Genomic DNA, 21,123 nt, shown 5'->3' with positions numbered 1-21,123 from the left:
ACTATAGAAAATGAAAATATATTCTTAGTAATAAAACCACCAGTAAATAAATATACTGCTAAGAAGCGCAGTATTTAGTTGTTGGCGGAGGTGTTTTAAGGCCGCACTGATTTGATTTTTAACCGTCTGCTCAGATAAACCAAGCATTTGTGCGATCTCCGAGATACTTTGATGCTGGTGTCTGCTCAACAAAAAAATTTCTTTAGTTCTTGGTGCAAGCTGATTTAATGATTGCTCAATCGCGAGCTGCAGTTCCTTTGCTTCCAGCTGATGCTGAGCGCCATAATCTTCGGAGTTATGAGTTACCGGCGAGTAATCTTGTCTGATCACATTCTTCCTTATCTTGTCAATTACCTTATACCGCACGGCGGAAAAAAGATAATTCTTTAAATTGGTGTCAATATTTAAATTGTAGCGATCTTCCCATAATTTGATAAAAAGATCATGTAGCAAATCCCTGGCATCTTCAAGATGATACAATTTCGCACCCGCGAAAGCTGCCAAACTTCCTGCATATCTATTGTAAATTGTGGTAAAGGCGGCTCCATCGTCCTTTTTAATCAAGACAAGTAACTCATCATCACTCAAATTATTAATATCGGTCATAAAGCTTTGGACGAATATAGTATATTCGTGATAACCGTAACATATAAAAAACGCTAATGAAATCAATAACAAGAGGATTGTTTATTTTCTATTCAAGATTGATTATACCATCCTTGGGTTTGTCAATTTTATTGTCCCTTTTAATGATGGGTAGTATCGGATTTCTTGCCGGAGTGGGTATATCTTATATTGTCTTTAGCCTCGCGCTGCACTACTACATCTACGAAATTAAAAATACAGAAGAATACTACTTTTACCATAATCTGGGATTGAGTAGGTTCTGGCTCTGGGTAAATACCATAGGTGTCAGTCTTTTTATAGGGCTTCTGCTAACGATATGAGTGGTTTACATATTGACAGCGTTCGAAAGATGTTCGGCAGTCGACAAATATTAAATGACATATTCTTATCCTGTAAACAGGGCGAGATTGTTGGCCTTTTTGGGAGAAATGGATCGGGCAAATCCACGCTCTTAAAGATTATATTCGGTTCTCTAAAAAGTGATTATAAATATGTCAGTATAGAAGGAAATAAACTTGATACACTGGCCGATAGTAAGCATCTTATTCGGTATTTGCCGCAACATAGCTTTCTGCCGAACCATGTACGCATAAAGCAACTTATTAATGCTTTCCATCCCGAAAATATTGCCTTAAAGCTCTCAAATCATGAACTTGTAGCCCCCTGGCTCAACTGCAAAGCAAAAGAATTATCTGGCGGAGAACTTAGAATTCTGGAAGTGATGCTAATTATGTATTCCGAAGCACCCTATATCTTATTAGATGAGCCATTTAACGGAATATCACCAATTAACGTAGAGACAATTAAGGGTATTATTAAGTTAAATTCCCCAGATAAAAGCATCGTAATTAGTGATCATGACTATCACAACGTGCTCGATATTTCTACAAGAAATGTTTTATTAAATAACGGAAACACCAAAGTCATAGGAGGAATAAATGACCTGATCGATTCGGGATATCTTCCTGCTTCACTCAATTTAAATAGATAGGCGTATTTTACTAATAGGTTTTTGCAAGTTTTACCTCATCGCTAATTCTCTTATTGATATCTATTTTAGCATCTAGAAATACAAAGATTACTGTTCCATATTCCCTTGCCAGCACATTGGTAACACCTGCAATTTTCGATGCATACTTAAAATAAGGGCCGGTTTTTTGAAGTTCATCACCTTCTCCATCTTTGACTCTAATAAGGTTAATATAGTGTTGATCGAGGTTAAACCAGTTAACATAATCGGCGTTGAAAGATACCGCTTTAATACCTTTCTTTGAATAAAAGTTAATCGCGCCCGCCTGACCGTAATTATCGCAGAGGACGATAGTTTTTTGTTTATCGGGGATGCTTGCATAAACGCGATCAACCTTGGCTGCCAGCTCTTTCCAACCCAACATATCTGCATAATCTTGTGGTAGCTTATGATCCTTACCGTCTTCCCACCTGAGCAGCCCGAGATCTCTATAGCGCTCTCCATGCTCCGCGATATATTCCGGTGATTTGTTAGGAAATCCATAAAAATACATCGGTATGAACAGCAAAATAGGAATTGCTAATGCTGCTGATTGTAAATACAGTCTCCAATCACTTTTTAAGATCTTGGATAAATATACCGCGCCGAAAGCTAAGAAAATTGGGTAAACACCGATAGCATAATAATCCTTAGCCTTCAGCAATAGAAAAACGGCTATCGTAATAAATATGGTATAAAAGAAAAACTTAAACTTCAAGAAGGGCGGATACATTAGCAATGCCCACAACCCAAACAGGATGATAAACCAGGAGCCCATAAAAAATATAAATTGGGATTGGAGGAAATCAAGGCGGTTTACGTGAACGAGCTGCGTTGCAGACAACTCTTTCATATGGTGAACTACAGGAAAATGATTCTCGTACTGCCAGATCAGGTTAGGCAATACAAGTACAAACGCAAGGACTACAGCTAAATATATTGCCTTCTTTGTTAACAGTTTGCGTTGTTCGGTCAACAATACTGAAGGCAACAATCCAATCAACAAAAAGCCAATGTTATACTTATTTAAAAAGCCAATCGCAAAAACAATTGCTGCAATGTACAGCCATTTAGCCCGGTCAGAATTGATAAACTTGATAAGAAAAAAATAAAACGCCGTCCAGCAGAGTACATCCAATGAATTAGGTTGATAGAGAAGATTTAACCTGAGTAGAATAGAAAACAAGATACAGGTAGCACCGAGGACCAATGCAAATAAATTCCCCTTCAGCTCTTCAATAGCCTTCCATACGACAAGCAACGTTAATGCACCAAACAGAGCAGGGAAAAATCTAATCCAGAACACTGTACTGCCCAGCAATTTGATGACAAATGAAATCCAGGATGTAACAGGAGGGACAGAGGTAAAACCCCATGCCAAATGATTAGCCTGATCAAGATGCAAGTACTCATCACGTTGCAGATCATATGCGGAATCGACCAACAGATACGATAAAACAAATTTCAATACAATAAAGCCGATTAAAATCACTGTTTTCCTGCTCATATTTCCTTTTTTGGAATGGTTACATATTCAGACATAAGAAATTTACCTAACGAATGATTTTCTTCCAGTAGATTAGCTTTTATTTTTCAAAACGAATGCGATTCCATTCACGAAAACATTATCTGTTGTCACCTTTTCATATTTATTATTTAAGCCCGGTGATTTTGCGGTAACGCTGATGTTTTTGAATATAATATCAGAAACCTGGTCCGAAATATTACCTACAATATCACCTAAACTCTGGCAAGAAACCTTAATATTCGACATCGTGATGTTTCTTACAATGCCAAATGGCTTTTCTCTACTCTTTCCAAGATCAAAAAATTGTTTCCAGGGATTCAAGTTGATTAATGTGCCGCAAGTTCCTGTAATATGATCTACAGTTATATTTTCAAATATCTGGTAGGTATCTGGACGCATCTTAAATTTAAGGAGCGGGCAATCATTATCCACACGGCAATTTCTAATTGTAATGTTTCTGGCATGGATACTTTCACTTCCTAATGTAACGCTTGCATGTGCTGATCCGAAGGTGCAGCCTTCTACCAGAATATCCTCCACAATTCCATTCTCAGGAAGTTTGTGCGCATCAGGACCTTTACCACCTTTAATACATATAGCATCATCATTTACAGAAATGTAGCAATTGCTAACCGTTACTTTTTTGCAGACATCTATATCAATGCCATCAGTGGAAGGGGCGGGGACTGGCTTAAACGGCGACCTGATATCGCAACTGTCTATTAATACCCTTTCGCACTGATAAAGATGTGTTGTCCAGAATCCCGCATCACGGAGTTTAACATGCTTTATAATCACATCGTTGCTGCCCCAGATAAACAAAAGTCGGGGTCTGTGCACTTCCAGGTTTGTAGTTTCCCTGCCTATGGTTTTTAAAGAATCACGGTGCGACCAAAAGGCTTTCCAAAAACGAAGACCATTCCCATTTATTTCACCGGGTCCACTAACAGTAAAACCGTTTACGCGATAGGCATTGATCAACGCTGCAAAATATTCCTGACTCCGTCCTTCCATTCTTGATGGAAGCAGAGGATAGTCTTTAATGTCATCCGATCCTTTTAACACCGCACCAGGCAACAAACGCAAATGTGTTTTTGGTTTAAAAAATAGTGCACCAGTGAGATAGACACCTTTTGGTATGATAATAGTGCCTCCATGAATACTTGCCTTGTCGATTACTTTTTGAATAGCTTTGGTATTGAGTACGGTACTATCATTGATTGCCCCGAATTTTGTAATGACGAAGTCCTCAGATTTCGAAACTAAACACTGTCCAAGTAAGGCTACCAATAAGCAAATTCTCTTTATCATAATTTTTTGAAATGGAAATTATATAATGTAATTTAATCATAAAATTGGGATGATCATGATTTTATCAATCGATCGGTAATTTTTTGAGATCACGTGTTAGAAAATGATTACTGACAGAGATCTTTTACGAAGAAACTTACAAAGAAAATAATATGAAAAACAAAATCACACTCGTGTTAAGCATCATTTTTGGCTTAATGTTCATCAATGCTGGCCTTAATAAATTCTTTAACTATATGCCGGCACCAGAAAATCTGTCTCCACAAATGGTCAAAGCTATGGGAGGAATGATGGCGATAGGCTGGCTGATGCCACTTGTTGGAATAGTAGAGGTCATCGGAGGGATATTGATCATATTCCCGAAAACCAGGGCACTAGGCGCATTGATCGTCTTCCCCGTTATGATCGGAATCATCCTGACCAATACCATTACAGATCCAAGCGGATTACCTTTCACAGCGGTGTTCGTTTTGATCCTGGCTTGGATAATTTATGATAACAGACAGAAATACGCGCCTATGCTGAGCAAATAAAAACCAAATAAATCGAGGCGGTTAACCCGCGGTCTTTTTTCCGCCTCGATTTATACGTTCAACTTCTTTCTCCAGTTCATTAAGTTCGGATGGCCTTGGTGCATGTGTTGTAATAATACGCCCCGTTTGGTCGATTAATATATATGTAGGAAATCCTGATATATCAAAATCCCCCATCATCAACTTAGAATCGTCGTCTCCCAGATAATAGTTCTCGCTACCAGACTTCCCAGCCTTGAGTAGTTTCACCCAATTGACCTCTGTTGATTGCAAACAAATATTCACGAAAACTATCTCTTTACCAGCCAGCCGTTTTTTCATAGCTGTCGCGTAGCTCATCTCCTGAATACAAGGAGCACACCAGGTGGCATAGATGTCAATATAAATAATCTTACGCGGATGTTTTTCGGATAGCATTTTCAACATGTCCACCTGATTAAAAACTTGAATTGTCTGCGTATGTCCCATATATTTGACTTCAGAAACAATTGCTTTATGAATATTAACGATGCCCCGATTATCGTTAAACCTCAACAGAAGGTTGTATAACTTCGCATTTGTGAAGTATTTAGCTAAAGGGGCAACTTCTATTTTTGTACTCGAATTTTTATTTATCTGTTCAGCAATGTAATTGAACAGCATGTAATCACGGCTGATGCTTGCAGGCTGGTCAATGATGGCTTCGGCCGCTAATCGAAAGGCCTGTTGCAACCGACCAAGTTTGATAGCGGCCCCAATTTCAGGGTTCAAACCAACCTTCCAATACATATAGTTTGCTAAATGATAGGGGTACATCATTGACACAAAGCTCGAGTCGCTGCCAAACTCGAAGAAACTGTCGCTGAACATCTGTATTCTACCCGCTTTGCTGGATACACTATCATTACCGTTATTCACATAATCGGAGATCCAGTTTGATATCCCATACTTGATATCTTTTTTACAGAATTCAATGATTACCTTGTCGAGGTGATGGACATCTGAATAGGCATTCAGTGCTATTAAATACCTTCCATAATCTTTTATGACCTCATCCAACATTTGGTCTTCAGGTAACGCATAGTTGTATTTGTGATAGGGGAGTTTAGCCAAAAAATTGTGTACCGAATTAAGCGATGTGCTAAGTCCGGCATGATCTCCGGAAATAGTTAACCATTTAAAGTCGGATTGATCCAGCTTCGCAGCATCTACAACCAAATGGACGGAGTCTCCTGGTACTACATAAAGATTTATAAAGGCATTGTTATAGAAAATTGTCATGTTCTGTGTAAACAGCATGCTGTCCTGCACGGCGAAATGCTGCGTGCTATCGAGCGAGGCGCTTTTACGGGTCTTTTCAAAAGGATTTAAAAAATTGACCCCAAAAACCTTTGGTGTAGTTGACGTTACGTTGATTACCTCCCCAGTAACGATAACACGTTTTGCCTTTATTTGTCCCATAACCGGAGGCAAAAATGAGGAGAGGAGCAAAAAAATCATTTTTAGTTTCATAGCTTAATTTTTAAGTATAGGTTACCAGCATGCGCAACAATTAGTTGTCATTTCCTGTATTAGAATGTCTTGTTATTGTGTAATACGATGCGTTACCGAATCGTATGCAGACCAGTCTTTATCTTATCTAAGTTCTGTCTGGAAATAGGAACAATTGACCCATCATCCATTAATAGAGTTCCACCATCTTCTTTGCGCAGGCTTTTAACATAGTCGAGATTAACTAAATGAGATTGGTGTGAACGCTGGAAATTATAAGGTATCAGCAATTCAACAAAATCCTTTAGTGTTTTGCTAACTAAAATGGTTGTATTGTCTTTGAGGAAGAAAGTAGTGTAATTATTGGAAGCTTCACACCTGGTGATATTGCTTACCCTTACATAATGTGTCTGTTCCAGTGTTGGTAATGCAATCTTTGGAACAGCATGCGTTGGAGTCCTGATAAAATCCAGTAAATTCTGCAGGTTTAGATTCTGACGTTTCAGTGCGATTTTTTGCCTTGCCCTTTCTATAGCTTCTCTTAGTTCTAGAATGTCGACCGGTTTTAAAAGATAGTCCAGTGCAGAAAATTTTACTGCTTGAATACCATACTGATGATAAGCCGTGATAAAGATGATCTCAAATTCAATCTTATCCAATAACTTTAACATATCGAAGCCCAGCTCCTCATGTAATTGGATATCAAGGAATACGAGATCTGGATTCTGCGCATTGACAATATCAATTCCCTCTGCAACAGTCGAACCAACCGCGACAATACTGACGTCCTTACACCAGGATTCAATAATCGCACGCAGGTTTTCAATATTGTTCTGCTCATCATCAATAATAATACTCCTAATTTCCATTTGATATCCAATGTTTAATAGTAATTGTAATTATGGTACCTTCCATACCTGATTCAACGGTTAGATAAGCAGGTTGATTTTTATACAGCTCGTTCATCAACTTTAATCGCTGCCGGCATAGTTTTAAACCATAGGAATCAATCTTATGTGAAGCCTCATACTCCGAAAATCCTTTTCCGTTATCTATAACCCTGAATACCAAATCATGATTAACTCCAAACACTTCGACGATAATGATGCCGTCTCCCATTAATTTAGAAATGCCATGTTTTACGGCATTCTCTATAAATGGCTGGATCAAAATACCGGGAACTTCGATATTCTCAATATCTAATGTTTCATCTATTTTGAACAAATAGTTAAAACCAAACCGCAGCTGTTCCAATTGAAGATAAACCTCCGCTACCTTTAATTCATCGGACAGACTAATCATTTCTTGATTACTTATGGTTAACACTTTGCGGGTCAATCCGGCAAATTTTGACAGATACATGTTTGCATCCAAGAGACTATTTTTATTTATCAAATTTTGTATCGAACTAAGTGCATTGAAAATAAAATGAGGATTTAGCTGTGCACTGATAACCTTCAATTTTAAACTGGCCTGAGTACGCTGACGACCCAGTTGTCGAAGCTTTAACCTGTTGTATTGGACGTAAATCGTAAAAGTTAATATTGAAACGGCAACCAAAAGCAGAAAATAGGGCGAAAGTTGTTTAATGGAATATAATTCCTGCTTTGGCTTAATTACCTTAAACGGAATACGTAACAGGTCTTTTTTGGTCCACGCTGGTGTTTTCTTTTGTTGCTGAACGATAAACTCATAGATCCCCGGATTTGAAAAATACTTTCCTTCTAAATCATAATAGCCGTAGACATCTAAAAAACCCAGTCTAAGGGTATCTCTCTTTCCCTCAATATCTCTAATCAGCCAGGCAACATGAGCTAGCGTCTCTTGTTTCCTGAACTGAAATAATAAACTTGTAATGCTATCTTTTGGAAACTCAAAATCTTCAGGAACTCTCCATTGATCAAATTTACTTGCATACCGGTGATTTAACCTCGGTTCTTGTAGATTAAAATAATGCCCAGGCGTCGACACAATAATCTGCTCCAGAATAGGCTTGAAATTTATCCGCCAATCAAAAATAATCCCATCGCGTTCACTATAATTATCCCTACGTACTACTTCTACAAGAATTCGCTTTCCAGGCGCATTAAAGCTCCCTATAAAGCCATAGGGCTGCTTTGCACCGTATCGTTGTTCCAGCCGTGGAATTGCCGACCAGCTTATCAATTCTATGCTGTCATTTTCGACTACCCTGTACTTATACTCCGAAACGGTAGTGCGATTGATTCCCATAGCAACCAGGATCGCATCTGAAGAATCCGAGATTAAATAAACTGGATACTCCTTAGTGTAAGACTGTACGGAAGTTGAGAAGTAATTTTGAAGTTGGGGATTCAACTTCACACCTAGCATCAATTTACTCTTGGGCTCAGAATACAAAATTTTTTCAGACTTGTTTTTATCAAATTTGGTGAAGATATCCGAAATACAAGTATCCGGAATATTCAAAACAAATGGTTCTTTAACCATCGTCTGCTTTTGGGTACTGACAACTTCGAATAAAAAATTATGACCAAAAGTGCTTTCTTGACCCAGTCCCACTTTCGGAGAAATGAATAAAATAAGCGACAGTAATACGATCCATTTAAAACTTCCCATTATACATCTCTGTAATTGATATAGTTGATATCCTACGTAAACTTGTAACAAATTAACCACCCTGACAACTATAAATGAGAATTTGGGTGTATTCAAATAGAATTGAGCGGCTAGCTCAGACTATAGCTGTATGAAGTTATCCAAAAACATAAAATAGATTAACATTTTTTAACATCATTTAAATAGTCAAATGCCTTTTTAGTATTAACTTGACCTACTAACTAAAACTAGCGCTGTAATGAAAATTTCTTTTCAAATAATGATTGTCCTTTGTGCCGGTACCGTACAAGTCAAATCGCAGACTGCGGACGTTTTTAAAAAAACAATGACCAACATTGATAATTTTAGATCCATTCAATTTCAAACAAACTCCGTCAATGAGAATCCTTTTAGTCCGGGTTCCATCACAACCACTAAAACAACTACATCGATTATTTTCAATGACGATCGGAGTGTTTCTTACCAAAAGGAACAGAGTGAACTAAATCCGGGCAAAATCCTAACCAGGAAAATCTACGAAAACGGCAAATTATACCATTTCGATATCGCTGATAGCACCTATTCAATTGAAACTCCTGAAAGTCCAATAACATCCGACTTATCAGTGATCTCACAATTACTAAACGAGAGCATCAACAAATACCCGAACAAGATAATTAACAAGGCAGACACGCTATTTCAAGGAAAAGCATGCTATAATTTCTTAATTAAACGATATGACACTTTGGATAATGGTCACCACGATTATACACATAAATCGATTTTAATCGACAAACAAACTTTCCTACCAGTGTACCTAAGAGAAGATGGGGCAGGCACAATGACGAAAGGAGGAATATCGGTTGGTAGAATCAATTTTTTTGCAGAACAGACATTTTCAAATTTCCAGATTAACAAAGCGATATTGAAAACTGCAGTTAGGTTGAATGGTTTTTCAGAGCCCAATAAAGAAATGCTCAAAAAAGGAGCAGTCGCGCCGCAGTTGCAGTTGAAAACGCTTTCAGAATCAGCTTTCGCAAGTACGAATTTAAAAAACAAAACACTTCTCGTAGTCTTCGGATCAACGCTCTGCCCCGCCAACCCATTAGCAAATCCTATGCTCAATAGGCTAAATGAAAAATTTTCAGATCAACAATTCGCAATAGTCAATATTTATAGTAATGAAGCGGCTAAGGAAGTAAAAGACTATGTATCGAACAATAAACTGCAATTCCCTGTTTATCTCGCAAGCAGAAAATTGAACAAGGAGTTTAAAACAGTCGGCACACCTAACTTTTATCTGATTGGTAAAGACGGCACAATCATCGAATCAATCGAGGGATATAGCGTTAACCTGGAGAATAGATTGACTACGGAAATTAGCAATAGTATCTCGAAAAATTGAGAGATTTACCTATTTGCCCTTATTTCTTCTTCGCTCTTACGCGCTTCTCTAACCTTGTAAGTTGAGGTTCCAAAGTTATAGGTTAAACTGAATACCAGGCGGTTTGAACCCCAATAATGCGTAAAGTCATTATCGATGATTGTCTTTTCACGAAAGATAAACCTTCTCTTTCCACCAGCAAAAACATCGTAAAAGTTTATTCTGGAGTTGAGCCTATTTTTTATCCATGCTTTTTGAAGTCCCAGATCCAACATAAATACTGGAGCATTAATATACAGTCCATTGCCACTTTTGGATTCGTAGCTGTAACCAACGTCTAAAACCCAATCCTTAATTGTGAAGACCTGGCTGCCGGTAATTGTATAATTAACAATAGGGATTCGGAAAGTTTGATCAAAGTAAGGCCGAAGTTCACGGTTGTAGAATAATCCTAGGTTAGTATTCACCCGCCACCATTTGTTAATGGTTAATGGCGAGTTAACCTGAATGTCAGCAAAATTCCTGTACGGCAAATTTGTTCCAAGGTATGCAAGTTCGTCGGTTATCTTATCATATTCAGGATATCGGGCCATTGGATCCTTCTCTTTACCTGCATTCAAACTTATATTTAATGATTTCCGACTATAAGTTAAAGCAAAAAGACTGGTTGTAGAAGGTTGTAGGTAGGGATTGCCGATCCAATAATTTCTCGGGCTAAAATAAAACCTAAATGGGTTTAACACATCAAAAGTAGGCCGCGTAAGTCGTTTGCTATAGTTAAAGCTCAGCTGTTCAATGTCATTAAGCGCGTACATTAAATTTGCACTGGGCAACCATTTCATATAAGTTCGCTCTGTATTCGTATTCGCGGTGATAGAATTGGCAATACTACGCGTATATTCAGCGCGGAAGCTGGCTCTGTAACTCAACTTTTCCCAGGTACCGGAGTAGGATATATAGCCTGCCGAAATATATTCTTTATATCTGAACTGATTACTCCTTTTAGGATCGGGGATAAATACTGCATTTTCCAAAACTTGATACTGCAAATCATTTCGTGTTGTCGTAAAAGCGTATTTCCCTCCAAGTTCAAGCTTCCCGGACTTAACATCACGGCTATAGTCAGCTTGCAACGAACGGATTAGTATTATGTTTTGCGAGTTGGTTTTCCAATAATCCCTTAACATATTGGAAGGAATCAGCTTATTCTGAATGTCTTCGTTTTGCAGATTGCTAATTTTTGCCAGGGAGCTAAGCAGATGTAACTCGCTATTTCTGAACTGTGCATCGTAGTTTAGCCCACCAGCATAATTGAACTGCCTGGGGATCGCGTTGTTTTCGCTGCCAATAGCAGTAAGTGTATTTCTCATACTAGCATCTTGAGTAAGCAGCTCCGTATTGGTAACTGCATTACGATCATTTTGGAAAGTTCGAAAAAAACCTTCAATCTGCTGACCTATTTTGGGCTCGTAGGCAACGCGTGCCTGCACATTGTAATTATTATTGCCGGTAATAGTTCGTGTATCGGTAGTCATGGCATCGCTATTGGCCAGGAACTGTAACGCACGGTATTTATAAAAAGTTTTGCCATACATCTGACCAACATTAAGGCCATATACAAAACGTTGAGTCTTATAGTTTAACCCCAGATTGTTTTCAAAAAGGCTATTCCTATTCTGTTGGTAACGGAAATTGTAGATTCCTTTCAAGCCCAGCGATTGGCTTTGTCTCAATTTCACATCAATAATTGCCTGGTAGGCTCCATCGTATTTGGATGAGGGCTGCGTGATAAATTCAATAGACTCTACCATCTCCGGAGAAAGACTGCTTAGGTAAGTCTGTATCTCGTCGATACTAAGATTAACAGGCTTACCATCAACAAAAATTGTTGGAACAGATCTATTTCCTAATACCATCGTTCCATCGGCATTAACCTGAAGTCCGGGTAGCTTTCTAAATACTTCCAATAAGTTTGCCGAAGACTTAAAAAACAAGTTATTAGCAATACCAATTTTGAGCTGGCCATTTTTTGTTGAGAAAGCAGGTGTTCCACCACTGACCACAACTTCCTCCAGTTGCTTTACTACGCTGTCTTTAACGACACTATCTGGCTTTTTAATAATCTGAGCGTGTACATACGAAGTTACACTGAGGCAAAGGGCTATAAAGAAAATCTGTTTCATCTCGATTGTTTAATATCCAAAGCTATTGTCGCTGTAGCGTGCTGAGGTTTTGAATTCGGGATTCAGGAGTACGGAATTATAAATTAATACCTGCAGAAAACGGGAATCGTCCACCCATACCTGCCAAATGGAGGACAAAAGGCCTGAATTCTAAAATACTTTTGCTTTACGATCGTCTGAACTTTTAACGATCAATAAGAAAAAAGAGAGATGGCAAACGTAGTCAAAAAAGCAGTTTTTAATTTAATGGACAAAGCGTTCACAGAACGAGGATATGTATTGGCAATTAGGGCCTGGAAGCCCGGTTCAATGTATGAGATTGACCTCCACTTACCCGCCACTGATATGAGCAAATGGAAAACCATTCCACGTATTAAATGTAAAGTGGACGATTTCGATTATAGGGACTACACTCCTGCACTGTGGGACGTAGAAAAAAGGACATGTACCGTTTTTATTGAAACAGGGCATTCAGGCCGGGGTAGTAGCTGGGCAAAGAACCTGCGTGTAGGGGATACTATAGGCTATGCATCGGCACACGCCGCACAACTTCCAGGAGAAAGTGGCCCCGTAGCATGTTTCGGCGACGGAAGTAGTCTTGGTCACTTTCTTGCACTCAAGCAATTGACTGATGGAGAAGAGCATCCAATGCGTGTGACACTGTCTTTAAGCGAGCAATATCAATTACCAGAAAATCTATTACTGAAAAATCCAGAATTCAAGTTCATCATGCTTCCAAAAACTAACAGTCTGGAACATCTTTCCGAAATGGCAGCTCATGAGGAAATTTCTGTAAACAACTCAGTATATGTAGCAGGACATATTCCGATGGTCACCAGTTTGAGAAAAACCCTAAAGAAGAATCTGTACCTTAACGCCAGGATATTTGCACATGGTTTTTGGTCATAGTTAATATGAAACGTCGGAACAAAATACACGTTTATCAGTTAGACGAAATTAATCAGCAGGATTCCACAGCCTATTTATTTGATCTGTCTAAAGAAGAACTGACTCATGCCGATGAAATACAAGTTCCTCATCGGCACGATCATTACTGCTGTTTTCTATTGGAAGAGGGTACAATCGATATGTTTGTGGACTTTATTCCTTTACAGGTGAATAGTGAAGTACTGTTGATTTCCTATCCCGGACAGATTCATAAAGTTATCTCATCTAAAAACTGTAAAGGTCAAATCTTAGTCTTCGACGCTAAACTAACAGACGAGCGTGCGAGAAGAATTATCGAAGATTCGTTAACAAAGCTTGCTGCTCCTATAATAAATCATGAAGAACAGGATTGGTTCAGAAAGTTGTTCACCTTAATCGGATCAATCATTCGGACCGATAAAAAAGGAAGTTTGCATAACCTCTTAATTAGATCATTACTTGATTCATTTTTATATCGTGCTACCTCGTTACTTCAACTACAAGAGAAATCCAATGTCCATGAGTATTCGGCTAGAAATATAGAGATTACAAAAAAATTCAGACAGGCCGTTCAAGAGCAGTTCAAAACTATCAAAAAACCATCCCAATATGCAGAACGGTTAAATTTCTCGGTGAGTTACTTAAATGACACAGTAAAAGCAGTAACAGGATTTTCACTAACCTATTTTATCAGACAAGAAGTAATCAGTGAAGCACAGCGATTACTACATTACTCTGAATTGAGTATCAAGGAAATCGCTTACCAGCTTGGTTATGACGACGTCAAGTACTTTATCAGGCTATTTGGCAAAGACACAGGTAAATCGCCAACAGAATTTCGAAAGAGCAATAGCAAAGCTATTTGAAGCGGTATCCTAATCCGATCCTGAAAAACCGATTTCTTTTTGAATAACTACCCAAACTATCTGTAATCCGATAGGGTGTTAGTAATTGGTAGGTGCCGTTGATATCAAATCGCTTCAGATGGATACTGATGCCGCCAGTCAAGCCAAAATGAGCCTTATTGATCAGACTATTTCCTAAAAATTTGGAGATTTCCTTACCATGATTCAAGGTATCCTGCACATCCGCCACAGGGTTCACCTGACTCACTACAGCCGACTTGCTAACTGGGAAACTTAACATTGGTCCCAGATTAATACTTAGATATTTCGAAAGATTATAGCTAATTTTAATCGGGATGTCTACAGCAATAACTTTTCTACCGTCGGCAATTGTAAATGCCGGTAAGGAATCGGGGCGGAAATAGCTGGCATGAGAAAACTCTCCGGCAATCATCTCATAACTATTCATATTTAAACCCGCCGAAACCTGAAAGTTTTTGCCGATACCATAGCTTCCAAATATTCCTACATATAAATTGGTAACGTCCTTACGCAAATTAGCACCAGTGGAAATTCCATAACTTAAAAGCTGCTTTTGACCTGTAATCTTTCGGTCTTTTACGCGCTTATCTTTCGCCGACTTACGCTTCAAAATTTCAGGTGATTTAATTTTACCGTAAGTTTTCGCAAATGTAATTTGCTTTTCAGAGGTACTTGTGACACCTGTTAAATACTTGTTATCAATGTCGATCCCCACAGCAAAATCCGAGGCTCCCTTAAGGAAAAGTGGCTCAATTGGCAAAAGCTGGCGTTCAGCAACGTCAACATTTGTATCCGCCAGCGCTTTAGACTTGGCGCCGCCCCCTAAAATAATAGATCCAGGTCTAAATATTGGGACTGCCGTATTGATTTGCTCATCAACACCAATTCCTTTTACCGGGTTCCGAATCCCCATCAAACTATCCATTTTATCACTAAGAATTAAACGGCTATTAATGACAGAGCTATCAATACTCAGATTGATTATCTCTTTTTGATCCCTATGTTTCTTTTGAGTCGTCAATTTGTCCTGAGGCTTGGTTACGATATATGAAACAATCGAAACAGCAACAACAGTCGACACCACATAGAGTAAACCCTTAAATGCACCCCAGGTCCAGGATGGATTCGCAGCATTACCCGGAACGGAACTCACCGGAATATTAGCGTCTAAAATTCCCCGCATGTTTGCCCAAGACGCATCGGCAGCGTCTTTGACCGGCAAACTTTCAAACTTCCTCCGCCAGAGTTTGTGATACCATGCTGAATTTCTCATAGCTTATGTTTGTGTCCAGTTGGTTTATCAATTATTGAGGTATTTATCATTAACCTCAACTGTTTCTTTGCTTCCGAAAGGTGCCACCTGGACGTACTCTCAGAAATACCTAATTGTACTCCAATTTCTTTGTGGTGATATCCTTCAACTACAGAGAGGTTAAAAACCAGTTGAGTAGCTGTAGGAAGTAAACGCACCAGGTTCAAAAGATCCTCCACAAAAAGTTTATCTAACACCGATGGTTCGATAAAAACTTCGTCAATTTCATTGTCGTTACTGTCTATTTCTTTAAACCTGGCTTCCCGTCGTCCAAGGTCAATACAGGATCGCACCATCACCGTCCTTATCCAAGCACCAAATGCCCCTTTTTTCGGATCGAACATTTCTATGTTTTGAAAAACCTTTAAAAAACCCATGCTCAAGGCATCATAAGCCAGCACATCTGATTTCACATATCGAAAGCAAATCCGCAGCATTTCCGCATAATAGAGTTTATATAGTCCTTCCTGGGCGTGCCGATCATTGGCTTTACAGCCCCGGATGAGCTTTGTTTCCTGATTAAAAAAAAGGTTCATTCATTTGTGTCAGTAGGCAGTTTTTCTCCGCCTTCTGATAGTGTTACGCAGCAGATTGTAGAAACGCTGGGTAAAACTAAAATATTTTTCCGTTCTTTTTTACCAAGCGTTTAAGAGCACCGATGCGTATTAACGAGTATACAAAATTGTCGAGATCCAAGAAAACCCATACCTATGACCAAAACCAAATACTTTGTATACGCTGCCAGCATGCTATCAATTGCTATCTGTATCTTTGTAATGCTACTGCTGTCGGTTAACCTACACGATATCTCCAATGCGTTTAAGGCGCTCATATTGCCTGGAATCGCAATTTCATTAATCATTTTTTTGTCGACTTATGCAGCTTCATTCATTATAAGGGGTAAAAGACTGGGAAAACCTAAAAAACATATTAGGTTTCGATAGTTATTGAAGTTATAGAAAAGATTAAATCCGAATTTTTCTATTCAGACTAAAATCTATTAAATTGTGCGATAAAATAGCTCAACATGACTTATAGGGAAGCATTGATATCCGATATAAAAAATATACAAATTGTCAGAAATGCAGTTAAAGAAAACATGCTATCTGATCCAGCGCTGGTGACAGATGCAGACTGCGAGGAATTTATGACAATAAGGGGCAAGGGCTGGGTTTGTGAATCAAGTGGAGAAGTTCTGGGTTTTTCCATTATCGATCTGGAGGAACATAATGTCTGGGCCCTATTTGTCCACCCCGATGATGAAGGAAAGGGAATCGGAAAGAAATTACACCAGCTGATGATGGATTGGTATTTCAAACAAACTGAGCATACCATCTGGTTAGGAACTGGCTTCAACACAAGGGCTGTTGAATTCTACCGCAGACAGGGTTGGAAAGAGGCAGGAACTCATGGTTCTAAAGAAATCAAATTTGAAATGAGCTTTGATAACTATAAATTGATTAATCAATTATCATGATCAGGAAAGCAGCTCCCGAAGATGCGTCAGACCTCGCAAAGCTGATTATACGTGCGATGGGAACATTAGCAAACAAATTCGTAAAAAATCCCAATGATACGCTTCGGTTATTTGAACGTTTTACAGCTTTGCCTGCAAACCAATATAGCTATGAAAACATGCTCGTCTGGGATGATGGAGCAGTTCAAGGATTGATCTGCGGTTACAATGGTGCGGCATTGCATAGACTTAGGGATCCTTTTCTTAACTACATTAAGTTGAACGAAGGAATTACAATAGTTCCCGAAGACGAAACTCAACCCGGAGAGTTCTATATAGATTGCTTAGCGGTATTTCCACATAACCAGGGGAAAGGCCTCGGCAGAAAATTGATAACAGCCCTGAAGAACTACGCGGCATCTTATAATTTCAAAAAACTCGGGCTATTGGTCAGCATCCGAAATCCGGATGCTAAGAAACTATATCTAAAAACAGGCTTTGAGGTTATCGATAAGCGAACTTTTATTGGTGACACATATGAACATTTACAGCTTGCTATTGATTTACCGCCTAAGTTGCAGTAGATAAAATACAGTCAATATCCATTTCAGATAGCCACAGTTTATTCTTTTATCATCTAGAAGATTTTATATATTTAACTATATTAATCAAGCATAATCACTCCCAAAAATGAAAAAAACGCTCTTGTTTTTATGTTTAGTATGGATATCCATACAAACCACTGAGGCTCAAAGCCAAACAATATCAGACGCTTATCTAATCTTCAAAATTGATAGAACCGACGATTCCAAAAGAGCAAACACCAGAGAAAGGGCATTGGAATTGCTCAAGCAGGCTTCCGAACTTGATACCGTCCAGATTGCCAGCCTGAATTTTTCTATAGCACATGGATACGAGAGCGAAGGGAGATTAGGGAAAGCAGCGCCTTATTATGAAGAAGTTATTAAACTTATTCCAGGCTATTATGTTCCATACCGCGCGCTTGCATATTATAATCTTAGAATATGCGAAACACTGGAAAAAAAGGTGACAGAGTCTATTCGCTTAAAGGATAACGCAATGAATAAAACGTCATTAAACGAATATAACATGCAGGCAAAAAAGACAATTACTTATTTCGAAAAGACACTCGCATGTGATACTGATGATGATACCAGTCGTGATATTCTGATCAGCTTGTATGAGCGCATTAAAGCGCCTGAATTATTGACATCTTTACCATCCAGATTGAAGGCGTTAGCAGCTAATTGCATTACTTTGCTCGATGACTAGCTGTAAAAGGCAGATCCCAAACCAGATTCAAGGAAAAAATGCAACATCTATTTACAAACGACAATATAACTATACGGAAATTCAAACCTGAAGAACTCCCCCTGTTTCTCGAACTTTTTGATGATCCGGAAGTCACAAAATATCTGCCATTCCGGTCTACAGAGCAATATGCGGAAATGTTCCACATAGCGTTGGACGAATATAAATCTAATTTACTTACCCGGTATGGTATATTTAACGCTAAAACAAATACATTTATTGGCATGTGTTTAATAAGGCCTTTCGCTGATATCAAAGGTCCGCTTGAAATTGGTTACACGTTAGCTAAGGCACATTGGGGAAAAGGTATCGCAACTGAAGTGAGCCGCGCTTTAACAAACTACTGTTTCAAAAATACCACAGTAGATAGCGTTGTTGCTGTTACCGACTTGAATAATATCGGTTCGCAAAGGGTATTGGAAAATTCAGGATTCGCACGCCTGGATAATCTCAAAAGACCCACAGAAGAATTGGCTTTTTATGCAGTCGAACGAAATGACTTTATGAGATGAGTATCATCCCTGTCAGACACATTCAAAAAATAGCTCAACCTACTTTAGAATTCAACATAAGGTCTCTTGCAGAGGTTATGGACGGTAGAACAATGCTACAAAGTCTTCACAGACACAGTTTCTTTTTTGTTCTTGCTCTGGAAAATGGATCTGGCGAGCATAGTATAGATTTTGTTTCATATCCTGTAAATAAGCACACTATTTTTTTCATGCGACCTGCACAGGTCCATCAACTTAAACTCGAAATAGATTGCAAGGGATATTTGATGGAGTTCAGTAGCGATTTTTATGCTCCTTCAGAAGAGTCTACTAAACGACTTTTTAGAAAAATCAGTAGCAAAAATCACTATTCCGGCCATCCGGAAAAATTCCGTAGCCTAATTGGGATTTTGAGCAACATCAGCCTGGAGTATATAAATAAAGAGGATGGCTACAGCGCCATTATCAAATCAAACCTCGATATCTTTTGTACAATCTTAAATCGATATAACCCAGCCTCCATCGATCCCCTCGCCACAAGCAGTAACTACTACGCTGAGCGTCTGGAAGAACTCAAAGAGTTATTGCAGCTACATTTTCAGAGTTTTAAAAAAGTTACTGACTATGCCGGCTTCATGAATTTATCTGTATATCAACTTAATACCGTTACAAAAACTACACTAAAAAAATCATGTTCCGTAGTTATTGCAGACTTCATTATACTAGAGGCTAAGCGTCTTCTATTGGCATCCAATGTCCAAATCAGTCAACTATCCTGGTGCCTAGGATATGACGACGTATCGTATTTCATCCGCTTTTTTAAAAGGCATGCCGGATATTCCCCTGAAGCATTCCGTCGTTCTTTTCAATAGTCCAACCCAACCTCAGTTTTGTCCTGTTTGCGGATATCCAGCATCTGCTAGCTTTGTCTAAGTACAAAACGATCATATAAAAATGGAAAAATCCTGGGACGAAAACTACAAAGACAAATGGAATATCAGATACAAAAATCCTGAATTTGCATACGGAAAGATACCTAACTTATTTTTCAAAGAGTGGCTTGAAAAACTCGAGCCTGGAAAGATACTAATGCCTGCCGAAGGGGAAGGACGCAATGCAGTATTTGCAGCCCAACTAAATTGGGATGTTGCAGCATTTGATATTAGCAAAGAGGGGAGGATAAAAGCACTAAATCTTGCAGTAGAAAACAATGTATCCATCAAATACGAACTGAGAAGCTTGGAGATGCTGAATTTTACTGACGAGTCATTCGACGCTATTGGTCTTATATATGCTCATTTCGCCGCAGATCGCAGATCGACTTTTCACCAGAAATTAATCAGTTACCTTAAACCTGGAGGTACTGTAATTTTAGAAGCCTTCAGCAAAAATCAGCTGCAAATTAATTCAATAAATACAGAAGCCGCAGGACCAAAGGAATTAGCAATGTTGTTTTCAATTGATGAGTTAAAAGTTGACTTTAAAGATTTTGAAATACTGCTTTTAGAAGAACGACACATTATTTTAAATGAAGGACAATATCATAATGGAGATGCATCAGTAGTAAGATTTGTAGGAAAAAAAAGATCTGTTTAAGTCCGTCTACAATTGGCGTCATCTTTCTTATCTTTTCACTATATCCAATTAAAGCAATAACTTTATTTAAGAAATTGTGTAATGCCATGAACGAACAGATAAAATATTACGAAAACAAGCTGGCTTTTGAAATGGATGCCTCGGATCTATTCGATGCTTTGAAGAATGGTGAAAATATTATTCCGATCGATGCAAGAAAAGACTTTGGTTTCCTCGCAGAGCATATCCCTAATGCAATCAATATTCCCCATCCCGAGATGAACAAAGAAAGCACGAAACATCTCGACAAACAAACCTTATATGTAACATACTGCGATGGAATTGGCTGCAATGCTTCTACAAAAGGAGCACTCAATATGGCAAGATTGGGCTTTAAAGTTAAAGAATTGATTGGTGGCATTGAATGGTGGAAATTTGATGGATACGCAACCGAAGGTGACAAGGCTTCCAATGCGACTGAGAAAAAAGGCATTGAATGCGCCTGCTGAATAAATCTATAG

22 protein-coding genes are annotated in these 21,123 nt (G+C 38.6%); 13 read left to right on the top strand and 9 right to left on the bottom strand.

From position 1 onward, the window contains the following. Positions 1-24: 24 nt before the first annotated feature. Positions 25-606: an RNA polymerase sigma factor gene (locus CLV32_RS16145; protein WP_133557404.1), complete on the bottom strand. Its 582-nt coding sequence runs from the start codon at positions 604-606 to the stop codon at positions 25-27. Between the two features lie 56 nt (positions 607-662). On the opposite strand from CLV32_RS16145, the gene CLV32_RS16140 reads away from it, so the two are divergent. Both CLV32_RS16140 and CLV32_RS16135 read left to right on the top strand, forming a co-directional pair. Then, positions 663-947 carry a hypothetical protein gene (locus CLV32_RS16140; protein WP_133557403.1) on the top strand — a complete coding sequence of 95 codons (285 nt, stop codon included), beginning with the start codon at positions 663-665 and terminating at the stop codon, positions 945-947. Next, on the top strand, positions 944-1,618 hold the full coding sequence (locus CLV32_RS16135) for an ATP-binding cassette domain-containing protein (RefSeq protein ID WP_133557401.1): 675 nt from the start codon (positions 944-946) through the stop codon (positions 1,616-1,618). The genes CLV32_RS16140 and CLV32_RS16135 overlap by 4 nt, the downstream gene beginning before the upstream one ends. 10 nt (positions 1,619-1,628) lie before the next feature. On the opposite strand, the gene CLV32_RS16130 is transcribed toward CLV32_RS16135, so the two are convergent. Continuing rightward, positions 1,629-3,143 carry a glycosyltransferase family 39 protein gene (locus CLV32_RS16130; RefSeq protein WP_133557399.1) on the bottom strand — a complete coding sequence of 505 codons (1,515 nt, stop codon included), beginning with the start codon at positions 3,141-3,143 and terminating at the stop codon, positions 1,629-1,631. A 72-nt stretch (positions 3,144-3,215) separates the two neighbouring features. Further along, the gene (locus CLV32_RS16125; protein WP_133557397.1) at positions 3,216-4,475 is read right to left on the bottom strand and encodes a glycoside hydrolase family 28 protein; all 1,260 of its coding nucleotides are present in this window, start codon (positions 4,473-4,475) and stop codon (positions 3,216-3,218) included. Positions 4,476-4,627: 152 nt separating this feature from the next. Here CLV32_RS16125 and CLV32_RS16120 point away from each other — a divergent pair, with 152 nt between their 5' ends. Next, positions 4,628-5,008 carry a DoxX family protein gene (locus tag CLV32_RS16120; protein ID WP_133557395.1) on the top strand — a complete coding sequence of 127 codons (381 nt, stop codon included), beginning with the start codon at positions 4,628-4,630 and terminating at the stop codon, positions 5,006-5,008. Positions 5,009-5,029: 21 nt separating this feature from the next. Here the strand turns inward: CLV32_RS16120 and CLV32_RS16115 are convergent, their stop codons facing one another. The 3 genes from CLV32_RS16115 to CLV32_RS16105 all read right to left on the bottom strand — a co-directional run bounded on the left by CLV32_RS16115 (position 5,030) and on the right by CLV32_RS16105 (position 9,076). Then, positions 5,030-6,499, bottom strand: coding sequence for a TlpA family protein disulfide reductase (locus CLV32_RS16115; RefSeq protein ID WP_133557393.1), 1,470 nt, complete (start codon positions 6,497-6,499; stop codon positions 5,030-5,032). A gap of 92 nt (positions 6,500-6,591) precedes the next feature. Next, positions 6,592-7,347 (bottom strand): LytR/AlgR family response regulator transcription factor, encoded by a 756-nt coding sequence (locus CLV32_RS16110; RefSeq protein WP_133557391.1) that lies wholly within the window; start codon positions 7,345-7,347, stop codon positions 6,592-6,594. Further along, the gene (locus CLV32_RS16105; RefSeq protein ID WP_133557389.1) at positions 7,337-9,076 is read right to left on the bottom strand and encodes a sensor histidine kinase; all 1,740 of its coding nucleotides are present in this window, start codon (positions 9,074-9,076) and stop codon (positions 7,337-7,339) included. Before CLV32_RS16105 ends, CLV32_RS16110 begins: the two co-directional genes overlap by 11 nt. Before the next feature lie 238 nt (positions 9,077-9,314). On the opposite strand from CLV32_RS16105, the gene CLV32_RS16100 reads away from it, so the two are divergent. Next, positions 9,315-10,460: a TlpA family protein disulfide reductase gene (locus CLV32_RS16100; protein WP_133557387.1), complete on the top strand. Its 1,146-nt coding sequence runs from the start codon at positions 9,315-9,317 to the stop codon at positions 10,458-10,460. 5 nt (positions 10,461-10,465) lie between these two features. Here CLV32_RS16100 and CLV32_RS16095 read toward each other — a convergent pair whose 3' ends face one another. Then, positions 10,466-12,622 carry an outer membrane beta-barrel protein gene (locus tag CLV32_RS16095; protein WP_133557385.1) on the bottom strand — a complete coding sequence of 719 codons (2,157 nt, stop codon included), beginning with the start codon at positions 12,620-12,622 and terminating at the stop codon, positions 10,466-10,468. A gap of 210 nt (positions 12,623-12,832) precedes the next feature. Here CLV32_RS16095 and CLV32_RS16090 point away from each other — a divergent pair, with 210 nt between their 5' ends. Both CLV32_RS16090 and CLV32_RS16085 read left to right on the top strand, forming a co-directional pair. Further along, entirely contained in the window at positions 12,833-13,531 is a 699-nt protein-coding gene (locus tag CLV32_RS16090; RefSeq protein ID WP_133557383.1) for an SIP domain-containing protein, read from the top strand. Positions 13,532-13,536: 5 nt separating this feature from the next. Continuing rightward, positions 13,537-14,415: a helix-turn-helix domain-containing protein gene (locus CLV32_RS16085; RefSeq protein ID WP_133557381.1), complete on the top strand. Its 879-nt coding sequence runs from the start codon at positions 13,537-13,539 to the stop codon at positions 14,413-14,415. On the opposite strand, the gene CLV32_RS16080 is transcribed toward CLV32_RS16085, so the two are convergent. Together CLV32_RS16080 and CLV32_RS16075 are read right to left on the bottom strand one after the other, a co-directional pair. Then, positions 14,408-15,709, bottom strand: a complete 1,302-nt coding sequence (locus CLV32_RS16080; protein ID WP_133557379.1) for an outer membrane beta-barrel protein — start codon at positions 15,707-15,709, stop codon at positions 14,408-14,410. The two genes, CLV32_RS16085 and CLV32_RS16080, sit on opposite strands and share 8 nt — an antisense overlap. Continuing rightward, positions 15,706-16,284 carry an RNA polymerase sigma factor gene (locus tag CLV32_RS16075; protein WP_133557377.1) on the bottom strand — a complete coding sequence of 193 codons (579 nt, stop codon included), beginning with the start codon at positions 16,282-16,284 and terminating at the stop codon, positions 15,706-15,708. Before CLV32_RS16075 ends, CLV32_RS16080 begins: the two co-directional genes overlap by 4 nt. 491 nt (positions 16,285-16,775) lie before the next feature. Between CLV32_RS16075 and CLV32_RS16070 the strand changes: the two genes are divergently transcribed. The 7 genes from CLV32_RS16070 to CLV32_RS16040 all read left to right on the top strand — a co-directional run bounded on the left by CLV32_RS16070 (position 16,776) and on the right by CLV32_RS16040 (position 21,111). Next, positions 16,776-17,225 (top strand): GNAT family N-acetyltransferase, encoded by a 450-nt coding sequence (locus tag CLV32_RS16070; protein ID WP_133557375.1) that lies wholly within the window; start codon positions 16,776-16,778, stop codon positions 17,223-17,225. Next, positions 17,222-17,788, top strand: a complete 567-nt coding sequence (locus CLV32_RS16065; RefSeq protein WP_133557373.1) for a GNAT family N-acetyltransferase — start codon at positions 17,222-17,224, stop codon at positions 17,786-17,788. Before CLV32_RS16070 ends, CLV32_RS16065 begins: the two co-directional genes overlap by 4 nt. Before the next feature lie 106 nt (positions 17,789-17,894). Then, entirely contained in the window at positions 17,895-18,497 is a 603-nt protein-coding gene (locus CLV32_RS16060) for a hypothetical protein (protein WP_133557371.1), read from the top strand. Positions 18,498-18,535: 38 nt separating this feature from the next. Further along, positions 18,536-19,048 carry a GNAT family N-acetyltransferase gene (locus CLV32_RS16055; protein ID WP_133557369.1) on the top strand — a complete coding sequence of 171 codons (513 nt, stop codon included), beginning with the start codon at positions 18,536-18,538 and terminating at the stop codon, positions 19,046-19,048. After that, positions 19,045-19,899, top strand: coding sequence for a helix-turn-helix domain-containing protein (locus CLV32_RS16050; protein WP_133557367.1), 855 nt, complete (start codon positions 19,045-19,047; stop codon positions 19,897-19,899). The genes CLV32_RS16055 and CLV32_RS16050 overlap by 4 nt, the downstream gene beginning before the upstream one ends. Before the next feature lie 82 nt (positions 19,900-19,981). Next, positions 19,982-20,623: a class I SAM-dependent methyltransferase gene (locus CLV32_RS16045; RefSeq protein ID WP_133557365.1), complete on the top strand. Its 642-nt coding sequence runs from the start codon at positions 19,982-19,984 to the stop codon at positions 20,621-20,623. Between the two features lie 86 nt (positions 20,624-20,709). After that, the gene (locus tag CLV32_RS16040; RefSeq protein WP_133557363.1) at positions 20,710-21,111 is read left to right on the top strand and encodes a rhodanese-like domain-containing protein; all 402 of its coding nucleotides are present in this window, start codon (positions 20,710-20,712) and stop codon (positions 21,109-21,111) included. Positions 21,112-21,123: the final 12 nt, after the last annotated feature.

Origin of the sequence: Pedobacter duraquae (assembly GCF_004362245.1) — a bacterium.
GTDB lineage: Bacteria > Bacteroidota > Bacteroidia > Sphingobacteriales > Sphingobacteriaceae > Pedobacter > Pedobacter duraquae.
The sequence above is the reverse complement of the archived record's forward strand: the minus strand, read 5'-3'. Positions and strand labels throughout refer to the sequence as shown.

Coding starts and splice junctions, on each gene's coding strand:
- CLV32_RS16070 (WP_133557375.1), top strand. CDS start 16,776: ATGACTTATAGGGAAGCATTGATATCCGATATAAAAAATATACAAATT.
- CLV32_RS16095 (WP_133557385.1), bottom strand. CDS start 12,622: ATGAAACAGATTTTCTTTATAGCCCTTTGCCTCAGTGTAACTTCGTAT.
- CLV32_RS16090 (WP_133557383.1), top strand. CDS start 12,833: ATGGCAAACGTAGTCAAAAAAGCAGTTTTTAATTTAATGGACAAAGCG.
- CLV32_RS16080 (WP_133557379.1), bottom strand. CDS start 15,709: ATGAGAAATTCAGCATGGTATCACAAACTCTGGCGGAGGAAGTTTGAA.
- CLV32_RS16060 (WP_133557371.1), top strand. CDS start 17,895: ATGAAAAAAACGCTCTTGTTTTTATGTTTAGTATGGATATCCATACAA.
- CLV32_RS16040 (WP_133557363.1), top strand. CDS start 20,710: ATGAACGAACAGATAAAATATTACGAAAACAAGCTGGCTTTTGAAATG.
- CLV32_RS16105 (WP_133557389.1), bottom strand. CDS start 9,076: ATGGGAAGTTTTAAATGGATCGTATTACTGTCGCTTATTTTATTCATT.
- CLV32_RS16045 (WP_133557365.1), top strand. CDS start 19,982: ATGGAAAAATCCTGGGACGAAAACTACAAAGACAAATGGAATATCAGA.
- CLV32_RS16050 (WP_133557367.1), top strand. CDS start 19,045: ATGAGTATCATCCCTGTCAGACACATTCAAAAAATAGCTCAACCTACT.
- CLV32_RS16130 (WP_133557399.1), bottom strand. CDS start 3,143: ATGAGCAGGAAAACAGTGATTTTAATCGGCTTTATTGTATTGAAATTT.
- CLV32_RS16140 (WP_133557403.1), top strand. CDS start 663: ATGAAATCAATAACAAGAGGATTGTTTATTTTCTATTCAAGATTGATT.
- CLV32_RS16110 (WP_133557391.1), bottom strand. CDS start 7,347: ATGGAAATTAGGAGTATTATTATTGATGATGAGCAGAACAATATTGAA.
- CLV32_RS16125 (WP_133557397.1), bottom strand. CDS start 4,475: ATGATAAAGAGAATTTGCTTATTGGTAGCCTTACTTGGACAGTGTTTA.
- CLV32_RS16055 (WP_133557369.1), top strand. CDS start 18,536: ATGCAACATCTATTTACAAACGACAATATAACTATACGGAAATTCAAA.
- CLV32_RS16145 (WP_133557404.1), bottom strand. CDS start 606: ATGACCGATATTAATAATTTGAGTGATGATGAGTTACTTGTCTTGATT.
- CLV32_RS16075 (WP_133557377.1), bottom strand. CDS start 16,284: ATGAACCTTTTTTTTAATCAGGAAACAAAGCTCATCCGGGGCTGTAAA.
- CLV32_RS16085 (WP_133557381.1), top strand. CDS start 13,537: ATGAAACGTCGGAACAAAATACACGTTTATCAGTTAGACGAAATTAAT.
- CLV32_RS16135 (WP_133557401.1), top strand. CDS start 944: ATGAGTGGTTTACATATTGACAGCGTTCGAAAGATGTTCGGCAGTCGA.
- CLV32_RS16115 (WP_133557393.1), bottom strand. CDS start 6,499: ATGAAACTAAAAATGATTTTTTTGCTCCTCTCCTCATTTTTGCCTCCG.
- CLV32_RS16100 (WP_133557387.1), top strand. CDS start 9,315: ATGAAAATTTCTTTTCAAATAATGATTGTCCTTTGTGCCGGTACCGTA.
- CLV32_RS16065 (WP_133557373.1), top strand. CDS start 17,222: ATGATCAGGAAAGCAGCTCCCGAAGATGCGTCAGACCTCGCAAAGCTG.
- CLV32_RS16120 (WP_133557395.1), top strand. CDS start 4,628: ATGAAAAACAAAATCACACTCGTGTTAAGCATCATTTTTGGCTTAATG.